The organism is Streptomyces sp. NPDC007929 (assembly GCF_042959065.1).
Lineage (GTDB): Bacteria > Actinomycetota > Actinomycetes > Streptomycetales > Streptomycetaceae > Streptomyces.
Genome location: NZ_JBIBKD010000003.1, coordinates 686,826 through 711,727, shown reverse-complemented (window position 1 = coordinate 711,727; position 24,902 = coordinate 686,826). Strand labels below are relative to the sequence as shown.

Genomic DNA, 24,902 nt, shown 5'->3' with positions numbered 1-24,902 from the left:
GCAGTATCCAGCACTACGGTGCCGCACAACACGGTGTTCACGATCACAGCACGGTCCCGATGGTTTTCGGTCCGGACCGTGACAACACTTCCAGTCTTCTAACCAGGGGACACCTCGTCGAACCCCGTCCGGTCGCAACCGCCACTGGCCTGAACCAATCGCTCTACAGCGGTAGGACGTACGTACACCGGATTTTCACTCCGGCACCGCGAGTTCGAACCACACGGTCTTGCCTCCGGCGCCGGGCCGGGTACCCCAGCGGCGGGAGGAAGAGGCCACCAGACTCAGGCCGCGGCCGCTCTCGTCCTCCGGGCGGGCGGTGCGCTCGCGGGGCGGGTCCGGCAACGGGTCGGAGACCTCGACCAGCAGGACGCCGCCCAGGCCCGAGGGGCGCACCAGCCGGACCCCGATGGGGCCCGTGGCGTGCCGCAGAGCGTTGGTGACCAGCTCGCTCACGAGCAGGGCGGCGAGGTCGGCGAGGCTTTCGAGGCCCCAGCGGCGGAGTTGGCCGCGCACGGCCTGGCGGGCGGTGCGCACGGCACCCGGGTCGGCGGGGAAGCTCCACTCGGCGCGGTCACCCTCGGTGTCGATCACGCCGATCACTTCCCAGGCAGAGACCTCACCCATGTCCGGTTTCATGGGGTTAATGGGCACATACCCGATATCCGGGGTGGAGTATCGCGTGGGGCGGCGCACGGTGGCACGAAAGGCGCAGTGGCGCCTCCGCGGCGGTGCGACGAGGGCCGCGCGCCCCCGGCCGGCTTCAGCCGCCGGGCAGCTCCGGCCCGCCGGAGCCCGAGGGGCGGGCCTTGAGGGCTCCCAGGTGGGCGAGGGCCTGCCGAACGGCCGGGACGTCCTGGTCGAGCCAGGGCACGTCCCAGATCTCGTCGGGCCCGAGCCAGCGCAGTTCGTCGTGGTCCTGGAGGGGTTCGGGGGCGGCGGAGCCGGGGCGCAGCCGCGCGGTCCACACATGCAGGACGTACGGCGCCCTCAGCGGCCACTCCCCCGGGACGCGCCCGCCGACCTCGGCGTCGACGCCGAGTTCCTCGCGCAGTTCCCGCGCGAGTGCCGCGTCGGCCGTCTCCCCGGGCTCGACCTTGCCGCCGGGCAGCTCCCAGCGCCCGGCCAGCTCGACGGGCGCGCTGCGCCGGGCGGCCAGCAGCCGCCCGTCCTCGACCAGCGCGGCCCCTACGACGATCCGCTCACTCATGCGCGGAGCCTACGGGAGCCCTCCCGGGCGCACCGCGGTCAGTCGTGGGCCATCGCCGATCCGCCCTGACCGAGGCGCTCGACCCAGTACAGCTGCTTGTGGCCGCGACCGTCGAGGCTGTCCGCGATCCTCTGGGCCTCCGCCCGAGTCGCGTACCGGCCCACGCGGTAGCGGTTGCCGCCTTCGTCCTCTCGTATCACGAGCCAGGGAAGAGTGACCGTGCTGTCGTTCATCGCGCCCCTCCACTTCCCATCCGCGGCCTGTGCCGTGCCCCACCCGCTAAGGAAACCGCAATGCGCATATGCCCGACCCTACGCCCAACCTTCACGCAGCGAATACGGCTTTTCACAAAGAGGTACGCAACCAGCCAGAACGCAGGGGGCGCACGCCGATGAACGCGCCGTCGGCGCGCCCCGGCGCAACCCGCGCCGGGCCCATGGCAGATGTCACCGGCGACCTGCGCAAACGGCGGCCGACGGCGGGGCATGCGCCGCCCCGGCCCGTGACCGTCCGCAGGGCGAGCGGGTGAGCGGGGCGCGCGGGGTGCGCGCCGCGGGGGGGATGTGAGCGTGCGCTACTTGACCGGAAGGTGGTAGGCGACCCGGTACCGATCGGCCGGGACGACCACGTCGGCCGTCTCCACGGGGCGGCCGGAGGCGTAGAAGGTGCGCTGGATGACCAGGACGACATGGCCCGGTACACCGCCCAGGACGAGCAGTTCCTCGGCGAGGCCGGGGCGGGCGCCGACCTCCTCCGTGACGTTGTCCACGATCACGTCGATGGCGCGCATGCGCTCGACGACGCCCATGCCGCCGACGGGGCCCTCCTCCGGAAGCATGACCGGTGTGCGTCCCGTGACCGTGAGGGGTTCCCAGGACGTGGAGAGCATCATCGCCTCGCCGGCCTCGCGGTAGAGGTACCGCGTGCACATCACCCGCTCGCCCGGCTCGATGTCCAGCCGCTCGGCGACCGCGACACTCGCCTCGGACTGCTCGCTGCTGGACTCCCAGGTGCCGCGTCCCTCCCCGTCGGCCTGCTCCTGGCGGAACGGGGTGGCGCCTCCGGTCGGTCGGTAGCCGGAGCGGGCGATGCGCCGGGGCACGGGCCGCTCGCGCACATACGTCCCCGAGCCGGAGCGGCCCTCGACCAGGCCTTCCGCCATGAGCACCTTGCGGGCCTCCAGCGCGACCGTGTCCGATACTCCGTACTCCTGGCGGATTCTGGCCTGGGAGGGGAGGCGGGTGTGCGGTGGCAGCTGACCGTCGACGATCTTCTTGCGGAGATCACCCGCGACGCGCAGGTACGCCGGCTGCTCACCGAATGTCACTGGCCGCTCCCATCAGGTTGTACAGACAGCAACAGCGTGGCAACCGTAGGTTGTGCGGTGCAAGCAAAGGCCAGAGAATCACTCGATGTGATGACACGGCGGCCCTGAAGGCTTTACGCAGGCACTTTCTCCCCGCTATGGCCGCCGTCACACCTGCGCTTCGGAGGTGCCCCTCCCGTCCTCCCCGGAGGCGGGCGGGGTGGCGGCCGGACCGAGGGCCTTGCGCGCCGTGACGGTCGCCGGGCCGCCCAGCCACTGAGCCGTCAGCCGGAACCCCGGCGCAGCAGGACCAGTTCCGCGTTCATCTCGGCGAGGAAGCGGACGACCACGTCCAGTTCCTCGCGGCTGAACCGGCCCCGGGCCGCGTCGGTGCTCCGGGCCAGGGGGCGGAACCAGTCGCGGGCCACGACCCGGGCCGTCTCGGCGTAGTGCAGGTGCACCACGCGACGGTCGCCGGCGTCCCGGACCCGGCGGATGTGCCCGGCCCGCTCCAGCCGGTCGAGGCAGGCCGTCACCGCTCCGGAGGTGAGGTTGAGCTGCCCGCGCAGCCGGCCCGGTGTCATGGGCTCGCCCCCCGCGTCCGGGTCGGAGCCGGCGTCGAGGATCGCGATCAGGGCCTGCATGTCGGTGAGGTGCAGGCCCTGCTCCTGGGCGAACTCCTGGGCGATGCGGTTGAACTCGCTGTTCATCCGGCGCAACAAAACGGCGAAGGTCTGCAACCCGGTCGGGTCGTCCGCCGGAAGAGATGCCGTGGGTGTACCGGAGCCGCTCATGGCGCCAGCCTAGTATCTCTCAATGGTTGAGATACTTTAGGAGTGAGTTACTCCTCCGGTGGCTCATTTCCTACGGCTTGGGATGCGCATGAGAACCGCACAGCGTCGGGCCCGGTGGCTCGTACCGCTCGTCCTGCTCCTCGTCTGGCTGGGGGTGGGCGGAGCGACCGGCCCCTACGCGGGCAAGCTCGGCGAGGTCGCCACCAACGACCAGGCCGCCTTCCTGCCGCGAAGCGCCGAGTCCACCCGGGTACTGGAGGCCCGCGAGGCCTTCGACCAGTCCGAGACCGTGCCGGCCATCGTGGTCTGGACGGCGGACGGGGCCCGGTTCACCGAGGAACAGCAGACCGAGGCCACCCGGGCCGTCGCCGCGCTCGCCGGGAAGCCCGGCGTCGTGGGCCGCCCGTCGCCCGCCCTGCTCTCCGAGGACCGCCAGGCGATACAGGCCGTCGTCCAGCTGAAGCCCGACCTGGGCGACGAACTGCCCACCGTGCTCGACACGGTGCGCGAGGCGGCCCGGGCCGTGCCGGACACCACGGCGCAGATCGCCGGGCCCGCGGCCAGCCAGGCCGATCTGTCGGACGCGTTCGCGGGCATCGACGGACTGCTGCTCGGCGTGGCCCTCGGCGCCGTGCTGCTGATCCTGCTGCTGGTGTACCGGAGCGTGCTGCTGCCGTTCCTGATCATCCTGGGGTCGGTCTTCGCACTGGGCCTGGCCTGCGCGGTGGTCTACGCCCTGGCCGATCGGGACGTGGTCCGCGTCGACGGCCAGGTCCAGGGCATCCTGTCGATCCTGGTGATCGGCGCCGCCACCGACTACGCCCTGCTGCTGGCCGCCCGCTTCCGCGAGGAACTCGCCCTGCGCGGGGACCGCTTCGCGGCCGCGGTGGCCGCCGTACGCCGCTCGTTCGGGGCGATCACCGCCAGCGCCGCCACCGTCGCGCTCGGACTGCTGGCCCTGCTCGCCAGCGACCTCACCAACAACCGCGCCCTCGGGCCGGTCGGCGCCATCGGCATCGGCTGCGCCGTGCTCACCACCCTCACCTTCCTGCCGGCCGCGCTGGCCCTGCTGGGCCGCACCGCCTACTGGCCGTCGCGACCCAAGCCCCCGGAGGAGTCCGGGGAGGGAACCGGGGTGTGGCGCCGGGTCGCCCGGACGGTGAACGGCCGGCCGCGGCGCACCTGGGCGGTGACCGCGCTCGTCCTGGCCGTCTTCGCGGCCTTCTCGCCCTCCCTGGCCTCCAAGGGCGTGCCGCTCGACGAGATCTTCGTGAACGACGCCCCCTCGGTGTCCGCGCAGTCCACGCTCGGCGCGCACTTCCCCGGCGGTTCCGGCAACCCGGCCGTCATCATCGCCGACGCCTCCCGGACCGCCGAGGTGACCGCCGCCGCGCGCGGCACCGAGGGCGTGGCCTTCGCCGGCGCCGTCTCCGCCTCCGGCCGCCCCGGGGCGGGCAAGCCGCTCGTCGTCGACGGGCGGGTACGCGTCGACGCCACCCTGAAGGCGGCGGCGGACAGCGACGCCGCCAAGAAGACCGTCGAGCGGCTGCGCGCCGGGGTGCACGCGGTGCCCGGGGCCGACGCGCTGGTCGGCGGGTACACCGCGCAGCAGTACGACACCCAGCAGACCGCCGCCCGGGACCGGACGGTCATCGTGCCGGTCGTGCTCGCCGTCATCCTGCTGATCCTGATGCTGCTGCTGCGTTCCCTGCTGGTGCCGGTGCTGCTGGTGGCGACCGTGGGGCTCAACTTCCTGGCGACGCTCGGGGTGTCGGCGCTGGTCTTCCAGCACCTGCTCGGGTTCAGCGGCACGGACGCCTCGGTGCCGCTGTACGGCTTCGTGTTCCTGGTGGCGCTCGGCGTCGACTACAACATCTTCCTCATGTCGCGGGTCCGGGAGGAGGCACTGACGCACGGCAACCGGCAGGGGGTGCTGCGCGGGCTGACCACCACCGGCGGGGTGATCACCTCGGCGGGTGTGGTGCTCGCCGCGACCTTCGCGGCCCTGATGGTCATCCCGCTGGCGTTCCTGGTGCAGATCGCGTTCATCGTGGCCTTCGGGGTGCTGCTCGACACGCTGGTGGTGCGCTCCCTGCTGGTGCCCGCGCTGATGATCGACATCGGGCCCCGGGCGTGGTGGCCGAGCGCCCTGGCCCGCCAGGGGGTGCACGGGGCCGGTACTCCAACCTCCGGCGAGGCCCGTACTCCCTCCGGCTGAACCGCCGCCGTCGCCCGTGTCGTGCATCCGCGACGGGCCCCGGGCGGGAAGTGTTCGCCTCAGGGCCGGCCGTGATCCGACAGCGCGGCGACGGTGCCGGAGGACGGAGGCGCGACCATGACGACGGACGGGCAGCGGCTGCACTGCCTGGTCACCGGGGCGTCCGGCTACATCGGCGGACGCCTGGTGCCGGAACTGCTGCGGGAGGGCCACCGCGTCCGGTGCCTCGCCCGCTCCCCCGGAAAACTCCGCGACCACCCCTGGGCCGCGCGGGCCGAGACGGTCCAGGGGGACGTCACCGACCCGGAGTCGGTGGCCGCCGCGATGCGCGGGGTGGACGTCGCCTACTACCTGGTGCACGCCCTCGGCTCCGGCTCCCGGTTCGAGGACACCGACCGCGCCGCCGCCCGGGTCTTCGCCGAACAGGCCAGGGCCGCGGGCGTACGGCGGATCGTCTACCTCGGCGGACTGACGCCGCGTGACGTCCCCGCGGCCTCGCTCTCCCCGCACCTGAGGTCCCGGGCCGAGGTGGGGGAGATCTTCCTCGACTCGCCCGTGCCCGCGACCGTGCTGCGCGCCGCCGTCGTCATCGGCTCGGGCTCGGCGTCGTTCGAGATGCTGCGCTACCTCACCGAACGCCTGCCCGTCATGGTGACCCCCAGCTGGGTGCACACCCGCACCCAGCCCATCGGCGTACGGGACGTGCTGCGCTATCTCGCCGGGTCGGCCACCATGCCGGACGACGTCGACCGGGCCTTCGACATCGGCGGCCCGGACGTCCTCACCTACCGCGACATGATGCTGCGCTACGCCGCCGTCGCCGGACTGCCGCGGCGGTTCATCGTGCCGGTCCCGGTCCTCACGCCACGGCTGTCCAGCCACTGGGTCGGCCTGGTCACGCCGGTGCCCGCCTCGCTCGCCCGGCCGCTCACGGAGTCGCTGCGCCACGAGGTCGTCTGCCACGAGCACGACATCGCCCGGTACGTGCCCGACACCCCGGGCCGGCCCCTGCCGTTCGACGAGGCACTCGCCCTGGCGCTGCGCCGGGTGCGTGAGGCGCAGGTCTCCACGCGCTGGTCCTCCGCCGCGGTGCCCGGGGCGCCCAGCGACCCGCTGCCCACCGACCCCGACTGGGCGGGTGGCAGCCTCTACCAGGACGAACGGCAGCGGCCCGTCGACGCGTCACCGGCCGCGCTGTGGAAGGTGATCGAGGGCATCGGCGGCGACAACGGCTGGTACTCCTCCCCGCTCGCCTGGGCGGTCCGGGGGTGGCTCGACCGGTTCGCGGGCGGGGTCGGGCTGCGCCGCGGACGGCGGGACACCGAGCGGCTGCGGGTCGGCGACTCGCTGGACTTCTGGCGGGTCGAGGAGATCGAACCCGGCCGGCTGCTGCGGCTGCGCGCCGAGATGCGGCTGCCGGGGCTGGCCTGGCTGGAGTTGTACGCCGAGACCGACGGGGACGGCCGCACCCGGTACCGGCAGCGTGCCCTGTTCCATCCGCGCGGGCTGCTGGGGCACGCCTACTGGTGGTCCGTCGCCCCGTTCCACTCCGTCGTGTTCGGCGGCATGGCCCGCAACATCGCGCGGGCGGCGTCCGAGGGCGCGAGCGGGCGCCGCAGCGGCTCGCGCATCCGGCGGGCCCGTGAGCGGCGAAGTCTCCGGGAGCAACGCACGCCTTCCGCACCACCGCACCAGGAGTGACGCCATGACCGTCGCGGTCGTCCTGTTCACCTCGGACCTGCGTCTGCACGACCATCCGCCCCTGCACGCGGCGCTGCGATCGGCCGACGAGGTGGTGCCCCTGTTCGTCCGCGACCCCGCCGTGCACGCCGTCGGATTCGACGGCCCGAACCGGGCCGCGTTCCTCGCCGACTGCCTGGCCGACCTCGACTCCTCGCTGCGCCGGCGCGGCGGGCGGCTGGTCGTGCGGACCGGGCCTGTCGCCCGAGAGGTCCGCGCGGTCGCCGCCGCGTGCGGGGCCACCGAGGTGCACATCGCCGCGGGGGTCAGCGGCTTCGCGCACCGCCGTGAGGAGCGGTTGCGCACCGGACTCGGCGCCGACGGTGTCGCGTTGCGGGTGCACGACCGGGTGATCACCGCCGTCGCGCCGGGGGCCGTGACCCCGCAGGGCTCGGACCACTTCGCCGTGTTCACGCCGTACCTGCGCCGCTGGTCCGAGGAGCGGCTGCGCGACCCGCTGCCCGCGCCGCGTGCCGTACGGGTCCCCGAGGCGGTGCGCGGTGAGGAACCGCCGTCCCGTGCCGGGGTGGCGGACGTGTCGCCGGATCTCCCGCCCGGCGGCGAGTCGGCGGGGCGCGACCGGTTCGCGCGGTGGGCGGACAGCGGCCTCGCCCGCTACGAGGACGGGCACGACGACCTGGCCGGTGACGCGACCTCACGTCTGTCGCCCTACCTCCACTTCGGGGCGCTGTCGCCGGTGGAGGTGGTCCGGCGGGCCCGGGCGCGGAGCGGCGCCGGGGCGGAGGCGTTCGTCCGGCAGCTGTGCTGGCGCGACTTCCACCACCAGGTCCTCGCGGCCCGGCCCGAGGCGTCGGTACGGGACTACCGGCCCCGGGGGGACCGGTGGCGGGGCGAGGAGGACGCCGCCGAGGAGATCGCCGCGTGGCGGGAGGGCCGCACCGGCTACCCCGTGGTCGACGCGGGCATGCGCCAGTTGCGGCACGAGGGCTGGATGCACAACCGGGCCCGGCTGCTGGTGGCGAGCTTCCTGACCAAGACGCTCTACGTGGACTGGCGGATCGGGGCCCGGCACTTCCTGCGGTTCCTGGTCGATGGCGACCTCGTCAACAACCAGCTGAACTGGCAGTGGGTCGCCGGCACGGGCACCGACACCCGCCCCCACCGCGTCCTCAACCCCGTCCTCCAGGGCAGGCGTTACGACCCGGACGGCACCTACGTACGCCGCTGGGTACCCGAACTGGCGGACGTCGGCGGGGCAGCGGTGCACGAGCCCTGGCGACTGCCGGAACACGAGCGGTCCCTCCTGCCCTATCCGGAACCACTCCTCGACCTCGCCGAGGGACTGACCCGATTTCGCCGGGCGCGGGGGCGTGATTGAGCGGGCGGGGGTGGTGCGCGCGGCGGGGTGCGGCGGGGTGCGGGGCCGGTGTGTGGCTGGGTGTGTGGCTGGGTGCGGGGCCGGTGTGTGGCTGGGTGCGGGGCCGGTGTGTGGCTGGGTGCGGGGCCGGTGTGTGGCGGGGCGCGGGGCCGGTGTGTGGCGGGGCGCGGGGCCGGTGTGTGGCTGGGTGCGGGGCCCGGGCGCGGGGCCGGGCTCGACTGGCCGCGGGGCCGGTGCGCGATCGGTTGCGGGACCGGTGCGCCGCTGGCCGCGCGCGACCGGCTGCGGAGCCGGTGGCGACCGGCTCCGGGACCGGCGGCGACCGGCTGCGAGGCCCGTGCGCAGCTGGCCGCGGGGCCCGGGCGAGGCCTGCTCCAGGGCTGGTGGCGACCGCCCGCCGGGCCGGTGCGCGGCCGGGCGCGAGGCCCGGGTGCGGCCGGGCGCGAGGCCCGGGTGCGGCCGGGCGCGAGGTGCGGTGCGTCGGCGGGGGCTCGGGGGCGGCGCATCCGAAAGACCTTCGTCTGCGGAAGAACTGATGTGCGGATGACCGGAAGCGAGAAGGGGTTGCGCATGCTTGGACCGCGGCCGATGGTGGCCGGACCGGCGGATACGAACCACGCCCCGCTCACCGCTCCCGGGGCCACCCGGGCCATGGAGGCGGTTCTGGAGCGGGTACTGGAGGCGCGGCTGCGACAGGCCCGCGACACCGACGCGGTGTTCGCCGCCGAGATGGCCGACCGCCTGGCCGCGTACGTCCGGCGGGGCGGCAAGCGGCTGCGGACGGCGTTCGTGTGGTGCGGCTGGCGCGCCGCGGGCGGCTCGGGCGACGCGAGCGCGGTCCTGCGCACGGGCGCCGCGCTCGAACTGCTCCAGGCCTGCGCCCTCATCCACGACGACGTGATGGACGACTCTCCGCTGCGCCGGGGCGCCCCCGCGATGCACGTGGACTTCGCCGAACGGCACCGGGCGGGCCGGCTCGGCGGATTCGTCGAGGCCGCGCAGGGACACCGGGCGGGACGGACTGGGGAGCCGGCCCAGGTGGGTCCGGCCGGACGCACCGACGAGCCCGCGCACGGACACGCGTCCGCCCACACCGGCGAAACCCCCGACTCGGCCCAAGGACACCCGGCCGGAGGCACCGGTGCAGCCCGTGACCCCCGACCCCGGGCCGGCCAGACCGGTGGGCCCACCGACCCGGCCCACCAACCCCCAGCGGGCCACACCGACGGGCCCACCGACCCAGCCCACCAACCCCCAGCCAGCCACACCGACGGGCCCGCCGACCCGGCCCACCAACCCCCGGTCGGCCACACCGGTGGGCCCGCCGAGTCCACCCCCGGGCATCCTGCCGCCACCCACGCCAGCCGAACCCCCGCCCCCGGCCACAGCCACCCGACCGCCCTCACCAGCCAGCCCCCCGAGTCGTTCGGGAAGTCCGCTGCCGTGCTCGTGGGCGATCTCGCGCTGGCGTGGGCGGACGATCTGCTGGCCGAGACGGCGCTCGCGTCGGCGCACGGGCCGAGGCTGTTCGAGGAGTGGCGGGCGATGCGCACCGAGATGGTCGCCGGGCAGTACCGCGATCTGCGTGCGCAGGCGAACGGCTCGTCCGGCGCCGAGGAGGCGCTGACCATCGCCGTGCTGAAGAGCGCCCGGTACACGGTCGCGCGCCCCCTGGCGCTGGGCGCGTCACTGGCCGGTGCCGATGCCCGCACCCTGGGCGCGCTGCGGGCCGCCGGCCGGTGCGCGGGGCTGGCGTTCCAGTTGCGCGACGACCTCCTCGGCGCGTTCGGCGACCCGGCGCTGACCGGCAAACCGGCCGACGAGGACCTGCGCGCCCGCAAGCTCACCCCGCTGCTCGCCGTAGCCGTCCGGCTCGCGGAGGCCACCGGCGACCGGGACGCGGCCGCCGCGCTCGCGCCGGACGCGGACGCCCGGGCCGGGCACCGTGTCGAGCGGATGCGGGCGGCGCTGGAGCGGACGGGCGCCCGGGCCGAGGTGGAGGGGAGGATCGCCGACCTGGCGGCCTCCGCACTGCGGCACTTCGAGGCGACCGGCGCCGCACCCGGCGTACGGCGGGAGTTCGCCGCGCTGGTCGAGCGGGCCTCGGGCGTCACCCCGCGGCAGGCGGAGGAGCTCGTATGAGGACCGTGACGGGGCCGACGGACCATGTCGTCGTGGTGGGCGCCGGCCTGTCCGGGCTCGCGTGCGCCCTGCATCTGCTGGGCGCCGGCCGCCGGGTCACCCTCGTCGAACGGGACGACGGCCCTGGCGGAAGGGCCGGACGGTCGCGGCTCGGCGACTACCTTCTGGACACCGGGCCCACCGTGCTGACGATGCCCCACCTGGCCGACGAGGCGTTCGCGGCGGTCGGCGAGAGCCTCGACCGGCACGTCGAGCTGATGGCCCTGCACCCCGCCTACCGGGCGGGCTTCGCGGACGGGACCTCCCTCGACGTGCACACCGACGGCGACGCCATGGAGGCGGAGGTGCGGCGTTTCGCCGGACCGGCGGAGGCGGCCGGCTACCGCAGGCTGCGGGAGTGGCTGGAGCGGCTGTACCGGGCGCAGATGGGCCGTTTCATCGACACCAACTTCGACTCGCCGCTGCGGCTGGCACACCCGGACCTGGCCCGGCTGGCGGCGCTCGGCGGTTTCGGTCGCCTCGACGCCGCGATCGGCCGGTTCCTCTCCGACGCCCGGCTGCGCCGCGTCTTCTCCTTCCAGGCCCTGTACGCCGGGGTGCCACCGGCCCGGGCGCTGGCGGCGTACGCGGTGATCGCCTACATGGACACCGTGGCCGGGGTCTGGTTCCCCAAGGGCGGCATGCACGCCCTGCCCCGCGCGATGGCGGACGTGGCCGCCGCCGCCGGTGCCGAGCTGCGCTGGTCGGCCGAGGTGAGCGCGCTGGAGCGCTCGGCGGGCCGGGTGCGGGCCGTCCGCCTCGCCTCGGGCGAGCGCATCCCGTGCGACACGGTGGTGCTGACCTGCGAACTGCCCACCGCACACCGCCTGCTGGGCCGGGCCCCCCGGCGCCCGGTACGACTGCGGCACTCGCCGTCCGCGGTGGTCCTGCACGCCGGGACCGACCGCACCTGGCCCCACCTCGCCCACCACACCCTGTCCTTCGGCGCCGCGTGGGAGCGCACCTTCGACGAACTGACCCGCACCGGCACGCTGATGAGCGACCCGTCCCTGCTCATCACCCGCCCGACCACCCACGACCCCTCGCTCGCACCGCCCGGCCAACACCTCCACTACGTCCTGGCGCCCTGCCCCAACACCGACGTCGGCCCCTCCGCCCCCGCGTGGCGCGACCTGGGCCCGCGCTACCGCGACAGCCTGGTCGCCGAGCTGGAACGCCGCGGCCTGGACGGGTTCGGTGACAGCGTCCGGCAGGAAATGCTGGTGACCCCGCTCGACTGGACGGCCCAGGGTCACGCGGCGGGCAGCCCCTTCTCCGTCTCCCACACCTTCGCCCAGACCGGCCCGTTCCGGCCGCGCAACCTGGTGCGCGGGCTGGACAACGTGGTGCTCGCCGGCTGCGGCACCACACCGGGAGTCGGCGTACCGACCGTGCTCATCAGCGGGAAACTCGCCGCCGCCCGTGTCACCGGGGACCGCACCCGGGGTCCGGCCCGGGCGAGCCGGACCCCGGACCGCCGCCCGACCAACGCGACCGCCCCGACCGCCCCGACCGTCCCGACCGGAGCAGGTGCCCATGACCCGTCGTGAACTGGACGCCGCCGGGATCACCGACCCCGGCCTGCGCGCCGACTACGGCGTGTGCCGCGGGCTCAACGCCCGGCACGGCCGGACCTACTTCCTGGCCACGCGTCTGCTGCCGCTGGAACGCCGTTCCGCGGTGCACGCGCTGTACGGCTTCGCCCGCTGGGCCGACGACATCGTCGACGACCTGGACCGGCGTCTGACCCCCGACGAGCGGGACCTGCTGCTGAAGCGGCTGGAGGGCGACCTCGCGCACGCGCTGCGCACCGGCGGCGGGACCGAACCGGTGGTCCGGGCCGTGGCCGACACCGCCGACCGCCACGGCATCGGGGTGGACCTGTTCGCCGACTTCCTCGCCTCGATGCGCGCCGACCTGTCCGTCACGGACTACCCGACCTACGCCGATCTGCGGGCCTATATGCACGGCTCGGCCGCGGTGATCGGCCTGCAGATGCTCCCCGTGCTCGGCACGGTCGTCCCGCGCGAGGAGGCCGCGCCGCACGCGGCGGCCCTCGGGGTGGCGTTCCAGCTGACCAACTTCCTGCGGGACGTGGGCGAGGACCTGGACCGCGGTCGCGTCTATCTACCCGGCGATCTGCTCGCCGCGCACGGCGTGGACCGGCCGCTCCTGGAGTGGAGCAGGCTCAGCGGGCGCGGCGACCCGCGCATCCGGGCGGCGCTCGTCGCCGCCGAGGCCCTGACCAGGGGCGTGTACCGGGAGGCGGAACCCGGCATCGCGATGCTCGACCCGCGGGTGCGCCCCTGCATCAGGACCGCTTTCACGCTGTACGGCGGCATCCTCGACGCGATCGCCCGACACGACTACACCGTGCTGCACCGCCGTGCCGTGGTCCCCCGCCGGCGCCGGGCCGCCACCGCGGCGGCCGGTGTCCTCAAGGTGGCCCGCGCGCGGTGGCGGGCGCATCCCGCGGCGGGCGGCGCCGCACCGGCACGGAAGGGACAGGGCCATGGCTGACCGGGTGGACAAGGCGCGCTGGACCTCACCGCTGCGGCGGCGCCGCGGCCCCGGCTGGGCGGAGCAGAAACCGACCTGGCGCGCGGCCCGCCCGGCGCTGATCGCCGACACCCTCAAACGCGCGTCCGCCCGGCCCTCCGGCAACTGGTTCGTGGCCGGCGCCTCCCGGGACGTGCGCCCGGGCAGCCCCTACGGCAGGACCGTCGCCGGTGTCGAAGTGGTGCTGTGGCGCTCGCCGTCGGGGGAACTCCGCGCCGGGCCCGGGGCCTGCCCCCACCTCGGCGCACCCCTGCGGGACAGCCGCGTGGTGTGCGGCACCCTGGTGTGCCACTGGCACGGACTGGCCCTGGACGGCTCTGCGTTCGCCGACTGGCGGCCGTACCCCGCCCATGACGACGGGGTGCTGGTGTGGGTACGGCTGGACGCGGTCGGCGGTGAGGAGCCGACGGAGCTGCCCTTCGTCCCCGGCCGTCCCGCGCCGGGCAGCGGGGTGGACGCGGTGTACACGGCGTTCGGGCGGTGTGAACCGCAGGACGTGGTGGCCAACCGGCTCGACCCGTGGCACGGCTCCTGGTTCCACCCGTACTCCTTCGTCGATCTGACGGTCGTCAGGCAGCCGCGCGGCGACACGGACGGCCAGGGCGACGAGGGAGACGCGGGGGACGAGGGGGGCGCGGGCGACGCGGGGGACGCCTTCGAGGTGGACGTGTCCTTCCGGGTGGCGGGCCGTCTGGTGGTGCCCGTGCGGGCCGAGTTCACCGCGCCGGAGCCGCGCACCGTCGTCATGCGCATCACCGACGGCGAGGGCGCGACGTCCGTGGTGGAGACCCATGCCACGCCGGTGACCGCCGCGGACGCCGAGCGGCCGCGCACGGCCGTGATCGAGGCGATCGTCGCCGCTTCGGACCGGCCCGGCTTCGCCCTGGCCCGGGCCGCCGCACCCGTGCTGCGCCCCCTGATGCGGCGCACCGCCGGGCGCCTGTGGCGCGACGACCTCGCCTACGCCGAGAGGCGCTGGGAGTTGCGCAGCACCGGGCGGTTCCCCGGCTGACCCGACCCCGCCGGACGGGCCCGCGCGGAGCGGCCCGGGCCCGTCCGGCGGCCCCGCGTCACCGGCGTTCCCGGCGCTGCGCGAGGGCGGCCCGCGTCACCGGCGTACTCGGCGCTGCGCGAGGGCGGCCTGCGTCACCGGCGTTCCCGGCGCTGCGCGAGGGCGGCCTGCGTCACCGGCGTTCCCGGCGCTGCGCGAGGGCGGCCACGGCCCGCAGCACCGGGGAGCGGCCCTTCCTCGGTACGGTCCACAGCACCTGGCCGCGGACGCCCCACCCTGCGAGCAGGGCGTTGGAGGCCAGGAAGCCGGTGGTGGCGGCGCGTTCCATCAGGGCCACGGGCAGGTCGCAGCGCAGTCCGTCGCCGGCCAGGGTCAGCCACGGGTGCGGGGTCCGTACGGTGGGGCGCCGGTGGTGGGTGCCGACCGGGAAGAGCGGGCAGTCCGAGCGCCACTCGTGCCGGGCGTCGACGACCCGTGCCTCGCGCGTCTCCGGGTAGATCCGCCGCAACTGCCCGAGCAGCGCGTCCTGGACGCCCTCCCGGTCCGCGCCGGGGCCGACGGCGTAGGCGTGCAGTTCGACCACGGAACCACCCTGTTTCGCCGCCCAGCGGGCGGCCTCGCCCTCGTAGCGGTCCAGGACGCTGATGTTGTCCAGGCCGTCGTAGCCGCTGGTGCCGAGGAAGCCGGGGCGGTCGGCGTGGACCGGCCGGTCGAGCCAGAGCCGCGAGACGAGGAACGGCGGGGCGGTGCGCAGCGCGGCGATGTCGTCGCGCCAGGGGGCGGTGCCGAGGCCGGGTGACGCGGCCACGACCTGGCGCAGTCCCCCGCTGTCCAGGGCGAGGACCACCGCGTCGTGCCGGTCGATGCCGGTGGCGGCGGCGGTGCCGGTGCCGGAGGCGGTGTGCACCTCGGCGCCTCCCGCGGGCCGGGGCTCCACGCAGTAAACGGCCGTGCCGGTGCGGACGGTCGCGCCGAGGCGCTGGAGGTAGTCGCCGAGCGGTTCCCACAGCGCCTGGGGGAAGGGCTCGTCGGGCACGTCGAAGAGCAGCCCCTCCGAGGAGCCCAGGAAGTAGATGTGGAACATCAGCATCAACTCGGCGGCGGACAGTTCGCGCGGGTCGGCGAAGAAGCTGCGCGAGAACACCTCGAAGGCCAGGTGGTGCGCGGCCTCGGGGAATCGGATGCGCTCAAGGAACTCCGTCGCGCTGACCTGGTCGAAACGCGTAAACACCTCGGGCACGCGCACGTCCGTCAACGGCAGCGCGGCCCGGGCGTCCAGGGCGGCGAGGTCGCGCCGGCCGAAGGTGGGGCTGAGCGCGACGAAGCCGAGGGCGCTGAGGGGCGGGGTGCGCGGGACACGGGCGAAGCTGTCGGTCAGTCCGCCGCTGTGCCGCAGGGGGTAGTCGGGCAGCGGGGTGAGGCGATCGAGGGCGGGGTCGGTACGCCGTAGCAGGCCGCGCAGGTTGTAGTACTGGCGGAAGAAGGCGTGGAAGCCGCGGCTCATGGTCACCTCGGAGCCGTCGGCCAGCCGGGTGGGGTACCCGGCGAGCCGGCCGCCGAGGGACTCCCCGCGTTCGTAGAGGGTCACCCGGGCGCCGCGTTCGGCCAGTCCGGTGGCCGCGGCGAGTCCGGCGATGCCGCCGCCCACCACGGCGACGGACGGCGCGTCCCCGGGCGCGAACCGGTCCCGGCCGGGCACGGGCATCAGGACCTCGGCCTTGCGGTCCCGGCCGCGGCGGGCGGTCTCACGCGTGCTCATCAGGTGGCCTCCCCGGCCGCGGCCAGGAACGTGTGGGTGATGCCGGTCTGCCACCCGGCGAGCGGCAGGGCCCGCGCACCCGTGAACCCCGCGCGGGTCAGCCGCCCGGTGAAGTCGGCGGCGGTGTCGAAGTCGAGGACGCTGTGCCACAGGTGCCGGTACAGGGCCCGGTCCCCGGTGAGCGTGCCGGCCGGGATGATCACTCCCTGGCAGACGGCCGTCCACAGCGCCCGGTGCGCCGGGGAGCCGCCGAGGCTGTACTCGTGCACGGCGAGCCGCCCGCCCGGCCGCAGCAGCCGGCGCACGGTGCGCAGGACGGCGTCCGGGTCGGAGACGTTGCGGAACAGGTAGGCGGCGAAGACGGCGTCGAAGGGGCCGTGGGCGGCCGCGTCGAGTTCCTCGGCGCTCAGATGCAGGAACCGCACGTTGTCGGGCCATGATTTGGCCAGCGCCCGGTGCAGCATGCCCGCGCTGGCGTCCACCGCGGTGATACGCGCCCGGGGTGCGGCCCGCAGCAGGGCCCGGGTGGAGGCACCGGTGCCGCAGCCCAGGTCGAGCAGGCGCAGTCCCGCTCCGTCCCCGGGGAGTCTCAGCCGACGGGCCGAGCGCAGCAGGTCGGCGCGGTAGCCCGGGTTGAGGCCGGTGAGGCGGTCGTAGGTGCGGGACGCGTGGTCGAAGGCGTGGGCCAGGTCGCGGTCGCGCAGCAGGGTCATCGGGGGCTCTCTCCGGTTCCTGGGGCGGGGTGGGGGCGGCGGGGGCTCTCTCCGGTTCCTGGGGCGGAGTGGGGGCGGCGGGGGCTCTCTCCGGTTCCTGGGGCGGGGTGGGGGCGGCGGCGCAGGAAGGGCACTTCGAGTGCGGTGCGGAGCATCGGGCCCACGGGGGTGCGCAGTCCGATGCCCCACTCCTCCCGGATCGAGGTGGCACCGTCGAGGAAGCGCAGCAGCCGCTGCGGGGGCGTACGGCCGAACAGGCCGGTGAAGAACGCGGGGCCGTCGATCCGCCCGGTGTCCAGGGCCCGCAGCAGCACGGCGTCCATGGCGAGCGCCCGGCGCCCGTGCGGTGCGGGCAGGCTGTCGTGGCCGTCCCGCAGGGCGTCGGCGATGGCCCGGCTGTGCCGCTGCACGGCGGCGAAGGTGTAGCCGGTGGCGGGCCGGGTCGCACCGCCCGCCGTCCCGATGCGGTGGACGGCCGCCCCGGCGCGCCGGGGGAAACGGGCGTCGGTCATGGGGATGGCGCCCTGCTCGGCCGACTCCACGGTGAACTCGCCCAGCCGCAGCACCTCGCGGACGTAGTGCCCGAGTGCCGCTTCGTACGCCGTGGTGGTCAGCGGGGCCCGGGAGAACTCGGTGTACTCCACCAGCGCCCGGTCCGGTGCCAGCGGCAGGACGTAGCCGAAGGCGAGCCCGTGCCGCGGCTGGGGGACCCGGAAGTCCATGAGGTCGGCCACCGCCGGGTCGAACCGGCCGGTGCGGGTGCGCACGAACCAGCCGCGGAAGTGCTGGAGCAGGTGCGTACGGGCCGGGGGCAGGGCGGGCAGGGGCCGCGAGTCGAACACACGGCGGGAACGCAGCGTCAGCGTACGGCCGTCGGCCGCGGTGCAGCGGACCTCCGCGCCGCCGGGTACGTCGCACACCGAGTCCGCGGTGGCCCGCAGGATCCGCCCGCCGGGCGAACGCTCCAGCCGGGCGTGGACCAGCCGCTCGAACGCCGTGGAACGCACCATGCGGTAGCGCGAGGGGGCCGGGTCGACGGTGAGCGGGCGGCCGTCGGGCCCGTGCACCCGCAGCAGGGGCCAGGTGGCGGTGACGGCCTCCTGGAAGTCGCCGTGACCCTGGTCCCAGTAGCACCAGGTGCGTTCCGCGGGGCGTGCGGGACCGTCCGGCGGCTCCACCAGGGTCACGGTCGCGACGCCGGTCTCGACCAGCCGGTGCGCGAGGCTGAGTCCGGCGGCTCCGCCCCCGACGACCACCACGTCCGACGTACCGACGACGCCTTGGCTCACCGGGCCCACGCCCCGCTCATCTCCGCACCCCGCTGACTCTGTGTGGTCTGGTTTGTGTGTGGTCTGGATCTGTCGTGTTCCCCACCGGTTCCGGGTCAGGGGTGGTTACGGATGCAGCCGACCGTAGGGCGTATGGCGGGCGACGCCCCGCAGGCCCGCCACGGCGCTAGGGGGTGTCTGACAAATGCCCGCGGCGTTCCGGCGCCTTGCGATCGCACGCACCGGACGCCGCTCCTTCTCCCGCGCTCATTTGTCAGACACCCCCTTGCGCGACACCACCGACTCCAGCAGCGCGACGGCCTCGGCCAGCCCCTTCGGACGCGGCAGACCGGTGACGCCACGGCCGCTCCAGCCGGGCCCGATCGTCAGGACCACCGGCTTGCGGCGGGCGCCCCGCACTCCCCACTCCATCGCCGCCACGTGCTGGGCCAGCGGCCGGCTGGCGGTCGTCCGGGACTGCGCCCACAGCCCCACCGCCGCCGGCCCGGTCCTGCGTACGGCCGTCACCAGCGACTCCACGGGCAGGGCGCCGCCGAACATCCGTACCGGCAGCCCCCGTTCGGCCAGCGCGGCGGCGAGCACCTCCAGGGGCAGCGTGTGGTTCTCCCCCGGCACACAGGCGAGCACGATGGTCGCGCCCGGGCGGTCGGCGGCCGAGGGCGGGGCACCGCGCCGCAGGGCGCCGGAGACGTGCCAGGACAGGAAGTGCTCGACCTCGACGTACTTCTCGCCCGAGCTCTCCCACTTGCGGCCGACCGCCTGGAGGGTCGGCATGATCACCTCGGTCCAGGCGGCGACCAGCCCGTGCTCGGCGATCGCGGCCTCCAGCAGCCCGTCGAGCGCGACGGCGTCGAGGCGCAGAGCGGCACGGGCGATGCCCTTGCACTCCTGACGGACGTCACCGAGACGCAGCCCGCTGCCGGCGCGGCTGCGGGCACGGGCGGACGAGGTCGGTGGCGACGTCGGGGACATGGACGAGGGCGGCGAGGACGGCGAGGGCGCTGGCGCGTCGGAAGCTCGGCGGCCCGGGGCGTTCGTGGGCGGGGACGCGAGTGGGGGCGACGCGGGCACTGCCGAGGCGGCCGGCCCGCCCCCCGGTTCCCTCCCCGCTCCGCCGAGCACCGTACGCGCCGCCTCGGCGGGCGGTATCCCGGTCGCCGTGAGGGCGCACATCCGCTCCAGCCGTGCCACGTCCGTCGCCGTCCACCGCCGGTGCCGGCCACCCGTGTGGACGTCGGGGCCGAGGCCGTAGCGGCGGTCCCAGGTGCGGACCGTCGTCGGCGCGACCCCCAGTCGCCTGGCCACCTCGCCGGTGGTCAGCCCGCCGCCGAGCGGCGCGCCGCCGCGTCCGAGATCGTCACTGTCCCGTTCGTGTGCACCCATACCTCCGACTGTACGACGCACAAACGACGCATGTTGAGATGCGTCGTTTGTGCGCCGAACACTGGCTCCGAGCGCATGGTCGCGGCTCCTGACAGCGCGACCGGTGCGGTTCGGCAGACGGCCTTCCGTCCCCGCGCGACGCACTGCAGGAGGAACCAGGCCATGATCACGAACACCCGACCGACGACCCTCGCCGCATCCACAGCCCCCACCACCCCAGTGGCGCCCACCACCCCGATGGCGCCCACCGCGCCCACCGCGCCCGCGGAGGAAACGCGGTACGAGGAGCAGCTGGCCCGTGGCCTAGTCGCCGCCGACGAGGAGGCGTTCGCCGCGATCTACCGGCGCTGGGGCTCACTCGTCCACACCATGGCCACCCGACTGCTCGGTGACACCTACGAGGCGGAGGACGTGACCCAGCAGGTCTTCCTGGGCGCCTGGCACGGCCGGGCCGGATTCCGTCCCGAACGGGGCCCGCTCGGTGCCTGGCTGGTCGGCATCACGCGCCGCAAGATCGTCGACGCCCTGGCGGCACGGACGCGCCGGCTGACGCTGATCGACTCGGCCGGCCGCGACGCGGACACCACCGGACCCGACGAGGCGGCACCGGAACGCGTCCTGGACCGGGTGCTGCTGGTCGACGCCCTGGCACGGCTGCCACGGCACCAGCGGGAGGTGCTGTGCATGGCGTTCTACGAGGACCTGACCCAGGCGCAGATCGCGGAGCGCACCGGCATGCCCCTGGGGACGGTCAAGAGCCACGCCCGGCGCGGCCTGCACCGGCTGCGCCTGGTGATCGAGCAGCCACCGGTCCCCGAAGCGGATCTGTAGCGGAGACGCCGTACGCGCAAGCGGAGACGCCGTACGCGCATCCGCGGCGGCCCTCACACCTGAACACAGGATCGAGACTCCGCACCGTACGGAGCCTCCGTACGAAGGGATGATTCCCATGCTTTCTCACACCCGTATCGCCCTCGCCGCCTCCGCCGGTGCCTGCGCCCTGGCGCTCGGCGTCTGCGCCCCCGCCCTGGCCGACCAGGAGGACAAGGCGATGGTCTCCGTCTTCCACGGCATTCCCGGCCTGACGGTGGACGTGTACGCCAACGGCGAGGAACTGATCGGCGACTTCAAGCCCGGCACGGTGACGGACCCCCAGTCCCTCGACGCCGGCAGCTACGACATCCAGATCTTCGAGGCAGGACAGGGCCCGGACGGAACTCCGGCCCTGGAGAAGAAGATCGAGGTACCCGAGGGCGCGAACGCCACGGTCGCCGCCCATCTGTCGGCCGAAGGCAAACCGGAGTTGACGGCCTTCACCAACGACGTCTCCCAGGTCGACGCGGGCAAGTCCCGGCTGACGGTCCGCCATGTCGCCGCCGCGCCTGCCGTCGACGTCCGGGCCGGTGGACAGCCGGTCTTCGCCGACCTGACCAACCCCAAGGAGGACATCGCCGAGGTCGACGCGGGCACCCTCAACACCGATGTGGTGCTGGCCGGCACGGACACCGTGGCGATCGGCCCGGCCGACCTGAATCTCGGCGAGGGCACCAGCAACGTCGTCTACGCCTGGGGCAGCGCCGACGACAAGAACCTGGCCCTTGCGACCCAGACGTTCAGCGGCATGGAGTCCTCTCCCCGCGGCGTCCCCGCGGGCGGCAGCGGTGCCGCCGTCGCGGCCAACTCCTCCGACCTGGGACCGGCGTTCGCCGCCGGGGCCGGAGCGGTCGCGGTGACCGGCGTGCTGGTGGCCCGCCGCTTCGCCCGCCGGCGTGGCTGACGGCACACGACGGCTGACGGGACCGACGATGGCGGCTGCCGCCCTGGCAGCCGCCCTCGCCCTCCCGCCCACGCCGTCGCCCCCGTCCGACTCCTCGGCAGCCCCACCGCAACGCGGAACGACGACGACGCAACCCCCGCCGGACTCCGGAACGGCGCAGGCCCCACGTGACCCACCACCCCGGCGCGTAGTGGCCCCCCGCACCGGCCTGGACGCCATGATCGACCCGGTGGGCGTGACGACGCGAGGCGACATGGCCGTCCCCGACGACCCGTCCGAGGCCGGCTGGTACCGCCACGGCCCGGCCCCCGGCAGCGCCCACGGTTCAGCCGTCCTGGTCGGTCACGTCGACACCGACACCGGAGCCCTGGGCGAGTTCCTGGCGCTGTACGGCATGCGGCGCGGAGACCGGGTCGAGGTACACCGCACGGGCGACGAGCCGGTGACGTACCGAGTCACCTCCCGCCACACCGTCCCGAAGGAAGCCCTGCCCCCGACGACCTTCCGCCGCACGGGCCCCCCGGCCCTCACCCTGATCACCTGCGCACCCCCGTACATCCCCGAGCAGGGCGGCTACACATCGAACCTCGTCGTCACGGCGCAACCCGTCGGGAGGACGCAGTGGCCCACGTAGAACCCACACACCTGATGGAACTGGCCCTGCGCAACACCCCCACCCCGACCGAGGCCGACACGGACGCGTTGCGCCACATCGAGAGCTGCCCCGAGTGCCGCGACGAACTCCGCAGCCTGACCCGCCTGGTGACGGCAGCCCGCACCGCACGACTCGCGGACCTGCCCACGCCACCCCCGGCCCACGTCTGGCAACGCATCAACCGCGACCTCTCCCCGGCAATGCCGCCACCACCCCAGCACGCGGCCCACACCCCGAACCACGGGAAACGAATCGTCCTCGCCCTACTCGCCCTCGTAGCCGCCGTCGGCATCGCCCGCCGGTGCACGCACGAGCGCACCGCCCGGCCCCTCAGGCATCCGGTGCCTGGCCGATAACTCCCTGCCCACGCTGCCCACTCGTGGACTACCGTGGCCCCACACCACGTGCCCTCCTCGGAGGGGTGCACGACGTGACCCGGGGAATCACATTCCTTCGGTTCGGTGACACAGCCTCAGGGTGCGCTCCCGGCGGGAGCCAGCCGGCGCCGTCCGTCACCGAACAGAACCGAAGGGGACGCATTCCAATGGTTGCCGTCGAGCACATGCCCAAGCGCCGCACATGGGTTCGTGATGTCCTGGTTGGCATCGCGGCGGGCCTCGGCTCGAACCTGGCGTGGGCTCTGGCGCAGGTCGTGGTGCACCGCCTCGGCTGAGCCCGGGCGACGGGCGGGCCTCCAGGGGCCCGCCCTCCTCCCTTTTGTGACCGGGTAATCTGCAGGACGTCATTGCGGCCCGACGGGCTTCCGCTCCGCTTCGGCGAAGTCACGAAGGACATGCCCCCACCCGCACGAGTCATCTCGTGCCTGGGGACCCTTCGTGCTCCTGCAACTGCCCGCGGCCGAACTCGGCCGACTCATCGAGGCCCGAGCCGGATCTGCCCACCTTCCGCTCACCGAGCAACTCATGCGCGAGCATTGCCGGATCAAGGGAGGAGACGCCGGCCAGGGAGACATCGCTTCCTGGGACAACAGCGTCCCCGTGGTGGTCAAAGCTCTGCTGGACTGCGGCCTCGACGAAGTCGAGGTGCAGGTCGAGGTTGACCTGCCGCACACCAACTCCGCGGTCGACCTCGTACTGTGCGGTCGACGCCCCGGTGCGGACACGGATTCCTATCTCGCGGTCGAGCTGAAGCAAGTGCGGCACGCGACAGTCGACCCTTTGTGTCCCATCGCCGTCGATCTCGGGTTCGGCGACGGGAAGAACAAGCTGCATCCGGTGCGGCAGGTGCAGCGCTACTGCGAATACATGTTGCGCTATCTGCCGCATCTCCGTGAGAACGAAGACCAGTTGATGGGTGTGGCATTGCTCCACAACGCACGTGACGCGGACGTGGAGGCACTGTTCGATCTGCCTGAGACCGACCACGGCTTCCTCTACACGCTCGACGATCTGGCTCGCTTCCGGCGGGTGCTCACCTCGAGATTCGCTGCCGCGTCCGGGAAACGAGCGGCCTCAGCACTGGAGCAGGCCCGCCAGGACCCGTTGCTCAAAGTCACCGATGTGGCCCGTCAGCGGTCTGTCGTCGGCGGCGGTCTCACGCTCCTCGACGAACAGTACGTCGCAGTCGATCGGATCACCCGGCACCTGGAGAAGACCACCCACTTCACCGGCTTCGACGTCGGACTGTTCTACGACGCCGAAGCCGCCCACAAGCCGGCGCCCGCACCGGGCGTCAAGCGGGTCTACATCCTTCGGGGTGGCCCCGGCAGCGGCAAGAGCGCAGTGGCCCTCGAGCTGCAGCGTGCCCTCGGGATCAAGGGTCGCGAAGCCGTGCTGGCAAGCGGCTCCCACGCCTACACGGAGACGCTGCGCGAGATCATGCTCAGCACGGCTCGCCGAGGACAGATGGCCGACAAGCGTCGCGCGGCCAACAGGCTGTACCGCTACTTCAACAGCTTCAGTGAGGCCGAACCGGACAGCATCGATGTCCTCATATGTGACGAGGCCCACCGCATGCGACGCAGTTCGACCTACCGCTGGATGCCCAAGTCCCTGCGCGACGACGACCGGCCACAGGCGACCGAGGTGATAAGAGCCGCAAGAGTGCCGATCTTCCTGCTCGACGATCACCAGTCGATCCGCCCGGACGAGGTGGGCACGGCCACGTACCTGAAAGAGCTCGCCGAGGTCATGGGCTGCGAAGTCGAGGTGACCGACCTGGAGGGCACGTTCCGGGCGGGCGGCAGCAAGCGGTACCAGCGCTGGGTCCAGCAGCTGCTGGGCTTGAACGCCTCGGACCCGGTGGCCTGGCGACCGGACGGCAGGATGACGCTGACGGTCGCGGACTCCCCCGAGCAGATGGAGCAGTTCATCCGGGAGCGCCACGCGCAAGGAGCCACGGCTCGTATCACCGCGGGTTTCTGCTGGCCGTGGAGCAACCCGGACGGAGATCGGCTTGTCGACGACGTACACATCGGGGACTGGCGCTGGCCTTGGAACGTGAAGCCGGAGCACAGCGTTCCGCACGCACCGCGATCGGACCTGTGGTCGACCGATCGCCGCGGTGTCGACCAGATCGGCTGCGTCTATACGGCACAGACCTTCGAGTACGACTGGAACGGCGTCATCATCGGACCCGACCTGCTCTTCCGTGAAGGGAAGTTCACCGTGAACCGGAGTGCTTCTCGCGACCCCGCCTTCCGGGGGCCCGTGGACGACGCGATCATCACGCGGTGCGTCCTCAACGCCTACCACGTCCTTCTGACCCGCGGAGTGGTCGGCACCGTGGTGTACGCGGTCGACCCGGAGACACACAACGCACTGCGTCGGCTCGTCTCCGGCGCGATCGGCATGCAGCACTACGACGGCGCCCAGCCGAAGCTCACCGCCGAGGGATCACAGCTGCCACCTGCCCACCGCAAACGGCACGGGTAACCTTGATCCCGACGTAGCTGCGGCCCGCCGGGCTTCCGTTCCACATAGCGTGGCCACGAAGGAAATGCCCCCA

Annotated in this window: 21 protein-coding genes and 2 pseudogenes; 14 read left to right on the top strand and 9 right to left on the bottom strand. The window is 73.9% G+C overall.

The annotated features are described in order from the left end of the window. Positions 1 to 195: 195 nt before the first annotated feature. The 5 genes from ACFZDE_RS12895 to ACFZDE_RS12875 form a co-directional block, all read right to left on the bottom strand. Positions 196 to 627 carry an ATP-binding protein gene (locus ACFZDE_RS12895; protein ID WP_391199764.1) on the bottom strand — a complete coding sequence of 144 codons (432 nt, stop codon included), beginning with the start codon at positions 625 to 627 and terminating at the stop codon, positions 196 to 198. 136 nt (positions 628 to 763) lie between these two features. Then, on the bottom strand, positions 764 to 1,210 hold the full coding sequence (locus tag ACFZDE_RS12890; RefSeq protein WP_390993697.1) for an NUDIX domain-containing protein: 447 nt from the start codon (positions 1,208 to 1,210) through the stop codon (positions 764 to 766). Between the two features lie 38 nt (positions 1,211 to 1,248). Further along, positions 1,249 to 1,443: an SPOR domain-containing protein gene (locus tag ACFZDE_RS12885; protein ID WP_390993696.1), complete on the bottom strand. Its 195-nt coding sequence runs from the start codon at positions 1,441 to 1,443 to the stop codon at positions 1,249 to 1,251. Positions 1,444 to 1,784: 341 nt separating this feature from the next. Next, positions 1,785 to 2,537 (bottom strand): GntR family transcriptional regulator, encoded by a 753-nt coding sequence (locus tag ACFZDE_RS12880; protein WP_390993695.1) that lies wholly within the window; start codon positions 2,535 to 2,537, stop codon positions 1,785 to 1,787. A gap of 263 nt (positions 2,538 to 2,800) precedes the next feature. Then, on the bottom strand, positions 2,801 to 3,310 hold the full coding sequence (locus ACFZDE_RS12875; protein ID WP_391199763.1) for a MarR family transcriptional regulator: 510 nt from the start codon (positions 3,308 to 3,310) through the stop codon (positions 2,801 to 2,803). A gap of 88 nt (positions 3,311 to 3,398) precedes the next feature. Here ACFZDE_RS12875 and ACFZDE_RS12870 point away from each other — a divergent pair, with 88 nt between their 5' ends. The 8 genes and pseudogenes from ACFZDE_RS12870 to ACFZDE_RS12835 all read left to right on the top strand — a co-directional run bounded on the left by ACFZDE_RS12870 (position 3,399) and on the right by ACFZDE_RS12835 (position 14,359). Further along, positions 3,399 to 5,528, top strand: coding sequence for an MMPL family transporter (locus tag ACFZDE_RS12870; RefSeq protein ID WP_391199761.1), 2,130 nt, complete (start codon positions 3,399 to 3,401; stop codon positions 5,526 to 5,528). Positions 5,529 to 5,645: 117 nt separating this feature from the next. Beyond that, entirely contained in the window at positions 5,646 to 7,229 is a 1,584-nt protein-coding gene (locus ACFZDE_RS12865; RefSeq protein WP_391199758.1) for a DUF2867 domain-containing protein, read from the top strand. A gap of 4 nt (positions 7,230 to 7,233) precedes the next feature. Next, the gene (locus ACFZDE_RS12860) at positions 7,234 to 8,607 is read left to right on the top strand and encodes an FAD-binding domain-containing protein (protein WP_391199756.1); all 1,374 of its coding nucleotides are present in this window, start codon (positions 7,234 to 7,236) and stop codon (positions 8,605 to 8,607) included. Between the two features lie 543 nt (positions 8,608 to 9,150). Next, positions 9,151 to 9,552: pseudogene (locus ACFZDE_RS12855) on the top strand (polyprenyl synthetase family protein); the annotation flags it as partial. A 474-nt stretch (positions 9,553 to 10,026) separates the two neighbouring features. After that, positions 10,027 to 10,749, top strand: a pseudogene (locus tag ACFZDE_RS12850) (polyprenyl synthetase family protein); the annotation flags it as partial. After that, the gene (locus ACFZDE_RS12845; protein ID WP_391199754.1) at positions 10,746 to 12,338 is read left to right on the top strand and encodes a phytoene desaturase family protein; all 1,593 of its coding nucleotides are present in this window, start codon (positions 10,746 to 10,748) and stop codon (positions 12,336 to 12,338) included. The pseudogene ACFZDE_RS12850 and the gene ACFZDE_RS12845, both read left to right, overlap by 4 nt. Then, positions 12,325 to 13,308, top strand: coding sequence for a squalene/phytoene synthase family protein (locus ACFZDE_RS12840; RefSeq protein ID WP_391199753.1), 984 nt, complete (start codon positions 12,325 to 12,327; stop codon positions 13,306 to 13,308). Before ACFZDE_RS12845 ends, ACFZDE_RS12840 begins: the two co-directional genes overlap by 14 nt. Then, complete coding sequence (locus ACFZDE_RS12835; RefSeq protein WP_391199751.1) at positions 13,301 to 14,359, top strand: DUF5914 domain-containing protein; 1,059 nt, start codon at positions 13,301 to 13,303, stop codon at positions 14,357 to 14,359. Before ACFZDE_RS12840 ends, ACFZDE_RS12835 begins: the two co-directional genes overlap by 8 nt. A 172-nt stretch (positions 14,360 to 14,531) precedes the next feature. On the opposite strand, the gene ACFZDE_RS12830 is transcribed toward ACFZDE_RS12835, so the two are convergent. The 4 genes from ACFZDE_RS12830 to ACFZDE_RS12815 all read right to left on the bottom strand — a co-directional run bounded on the left by ACFZDE_RS12830 (position 14,532) and on the right by ACFZDE_RS12815 (position 19,503). After that, positions 14,532 to 16,118 (bottom strand): FAD-dependent oxidoreductase, encoded by a 1,587-nt coding sequence (locus ACFZDE_RS12830; RefSeq protein WP_391199749.1) that lies wholly within the window; start codon positions 16,116 to 16,118, stop codon positions 14,532 to 14,534. Beyond that, a complete protein-coding gene (locus ACFZDE_RS12825; RefSeq protein WP_391199748.1) occupies positions 16,118 to 16,831 on the bottom strand; it encodes a class I SAM-dependent methyltransferase in 714 nt (237 codons plus the stop codon). Before ACFZDE_RS12825 ends, ACFZDE_RS12830 begins: the two co-directional genes overlap by 1 nt. Next, positions 16,828 to 18,129: a lycopene cyclase family protein gene (locus ACFZDE_RS12820; RefSeq protein WP_391199746.1), complete on the bottom strand. Its 1,302-nt coding sequence runs from the start codon at positions 18,127 to 18,129 to the stop codon at positions 16,828 to 16,830. The genes ACFZDE_RS12825 and ACFZDE_RS12820 overlap by 4 nt, the downstream gene beginning before the upstream one ends. Before the next feature lie 237 nt (positions 18,130 to 18,366). Beyond that, complete coding sequence (locus tag ACFZDE_RS12815; RefSeq protein ID WP_391199744.1) at positions 18,367 to 19,503, bottom strand: MerR family transcriptional regulator; 1,137 nt, start codon at positions 19,501 to 19,503, stop codon at positions 18,367 to 18,369. Between the two features lie 237 nt (positions 19,504 to 19,740). Between ACFZDE_RS12815 and ACFZDE_RS12810 the strand changes: the two genes are divergently transcribed. From ACFZDE_RS12810 to ACFZDE_RS12785, 6 genes are all read left to right on the top strand, one after another. Beyond that, positions 19,741 to 20,334 (top strand): sigma-70 family RNA polymerase sigma factor, encoded by a 594-nt coding sequence (locus tag ACFZDE_RS12810; RefSeq protein WP_391199925.1) that lies wholly within the window; start codon positions 19,741 to 19,743, stop codon positions 20,332 to 20,334. A 118-nt stretch (positions 20,335 to 20,452) separates the two neighbouring features. Continuing rightward, complete coding sequence (locus ACFZDE_RS12805; RefSeq protein WP_391199742.1) at positions 20,453 to 21,280, top strand: DUF4397 domain-containing protein; 828 nt, start codon at positions 20,453 to 20,455, stop codon at positions 21,278 to 21,280. A 190-nt stretch (positions 21,281 to 21,470) separates the two neighbouring features. Then, positions 21,471 to 21,914 (top strand): sortase domain-bontaining protein, encoded by a 444-nt coding sequence (locus tag ACFZDE_RS12800; protein ID WP_391199741.1) that lies wholly within the window; start codon positions 21,471 to 21,473, stop codon positions 21,912 to 21,914. Next, a complete protein-coding gene (locus tag ACFZDE_RS12795; RefSeq protein WP_390993681.1) occupies positions 21,902 to 22,291 on the top strand; it encodes a hypothetical protein in 390 nt (129 codons plus the stop codon). Before ACFZDE_RS12800 ends, ACFZDE_RS12795 begins: the two co-directional genes overlap by 13 nt. 188 nt (positions 22,292 to 22,479) lie before the next feature. After that, a complete protein-coding gene (locus tag ACFZDE_RS12790) occupies positions 22,480 to 22,608 on the top strand; it encodes a DUF6408 family protein (protein ID WP_390993680.1) in 129 nt (42 codons plus the stop codon). 163 nt (positions 22,609 to 22,771) lie between these two features. Continuing rightward, entirely contained in the window at positions 22,772 to 24,829 is a 2,058-nt protein-coding gene (locus tag ACFZDE_RS12785) for a DNA/RNA helicase domain-containing protein (RefSeq protein WP_391199739.1), read from the top strand. Positions 24,830 to 24,902 lie beyond the last annotated feature (73 nt).

Coding starts and splice junctions, on each gene's coding strand:
- ACFZDE_RS12870 (WP_391199761.1), top strand. CDS start 3,399: ATGAGAACCGCACAGCGTCGGGCCCGGTGGCTCGTACCGCTCGTCCTG.
- ACFZDE_RS12845 (WP_391199754.1), top strand. CDS start 10,746: ATGAGGACCGTGACGGGGCCGACGGACCATGTCGTCGTGGTGGGCGCC.
- ACFZDE_RS12825 (WP_391199748.1), bottom strand. CDS start 16,831: ATGACCCTGCTGCGCGACCGCGACCTGGCCCACGCCTTCGACCACGCG.
- ACFZDE_RS12810 (WP_391199925.1), top strand. CDS start 19,741: ATGGCGCCCACCGCGCCCACCGCGCCCGCGGAGGAAACGCGGTACGAG.
- ACFZDE_RS12860 (WP_391199756.1), top strand. CDS start 7,234: ATGACCGTCGCGGTCGTCCTGTTCACCTCGGACCTGCGTCTGCACGAC.
- ACFZDE_RS12885 (WP_390993696.1), bottom strand. CDS start 1,443: ATGAACGACAGCACGGTCACTCTTCCCTGGCTCGTGATACGAGAGGAC.
- ACFZDE_RS12790 (WP_390993680.1), top strand. CDS start 22,480: ATGGTTGCCGTCGAGCACATGCCCAAGCGCCGCACATGGGTTCGTGAT.
- ACFZDE_RS12840 (WP_391199753.1), top strand. CDS start 12,325: ATGACCCGTCGTGAACTGGACGCCGCCGGGATCACCGACCCCGGCCTG.
- ACFZDE_RS12875 (WP_391199763.1), bottom strand. CDS start 3,310: ATGAGCGGCTCCGGTACACCCACGGCATCTCTTCCGGCGGACGACCCG.
- ACFZDE_RS12805 (WP_391199742.1), top strand. CDS start 20,453: ATGCTTTCTCACACCCGTATCGCCCTCGCCGCCTCCGCCGGTGCCTGC.
- ACFZDE_RS12835 (WP_391199751.1), top strand. CDS start 13,301: ATGGCTGACCGGGTGGACAAGGCGCGCTGGACCTCACCGCTGCGGCGG.
- ACFZDE_RS12890 (WP_390993697.1), bottom strand. CDS start 1,210: ATGAGTGAGCGGATCGTCGTAGGGGCCGCGCTGGTCGAGGACGGGCGG.
- ACFZDE_RS12815 (WP_391199744.1), bottom strand. CDS start 19,503: ATGGGTGCACACGAACGGGACAGTGACGATCTCGGACGCGGCGGCGCG.
- ACFZDE_RS12830 (WP_391199749.1), bottom strand. CDS start 16,118: ATGAGCACGCGTGAGACCGCCCGCCGCGGCCGGGACCGCAAGGCCGAG.
- ACFZDE_RS12865 (WP_391199758.1), top strand. CDS start 5,646: ATGACGACGGACGGGCAGCGGCTGCACTGCCTGGTCACCGGGGCGTCC.
- ACFZDE_RS12895 (WP_391199764.1), bottom strand. CDS start 627: ATGGGTGAGGTCTCTGCCTGGGAAGTGATCGGCGTGATCGACACCGAG.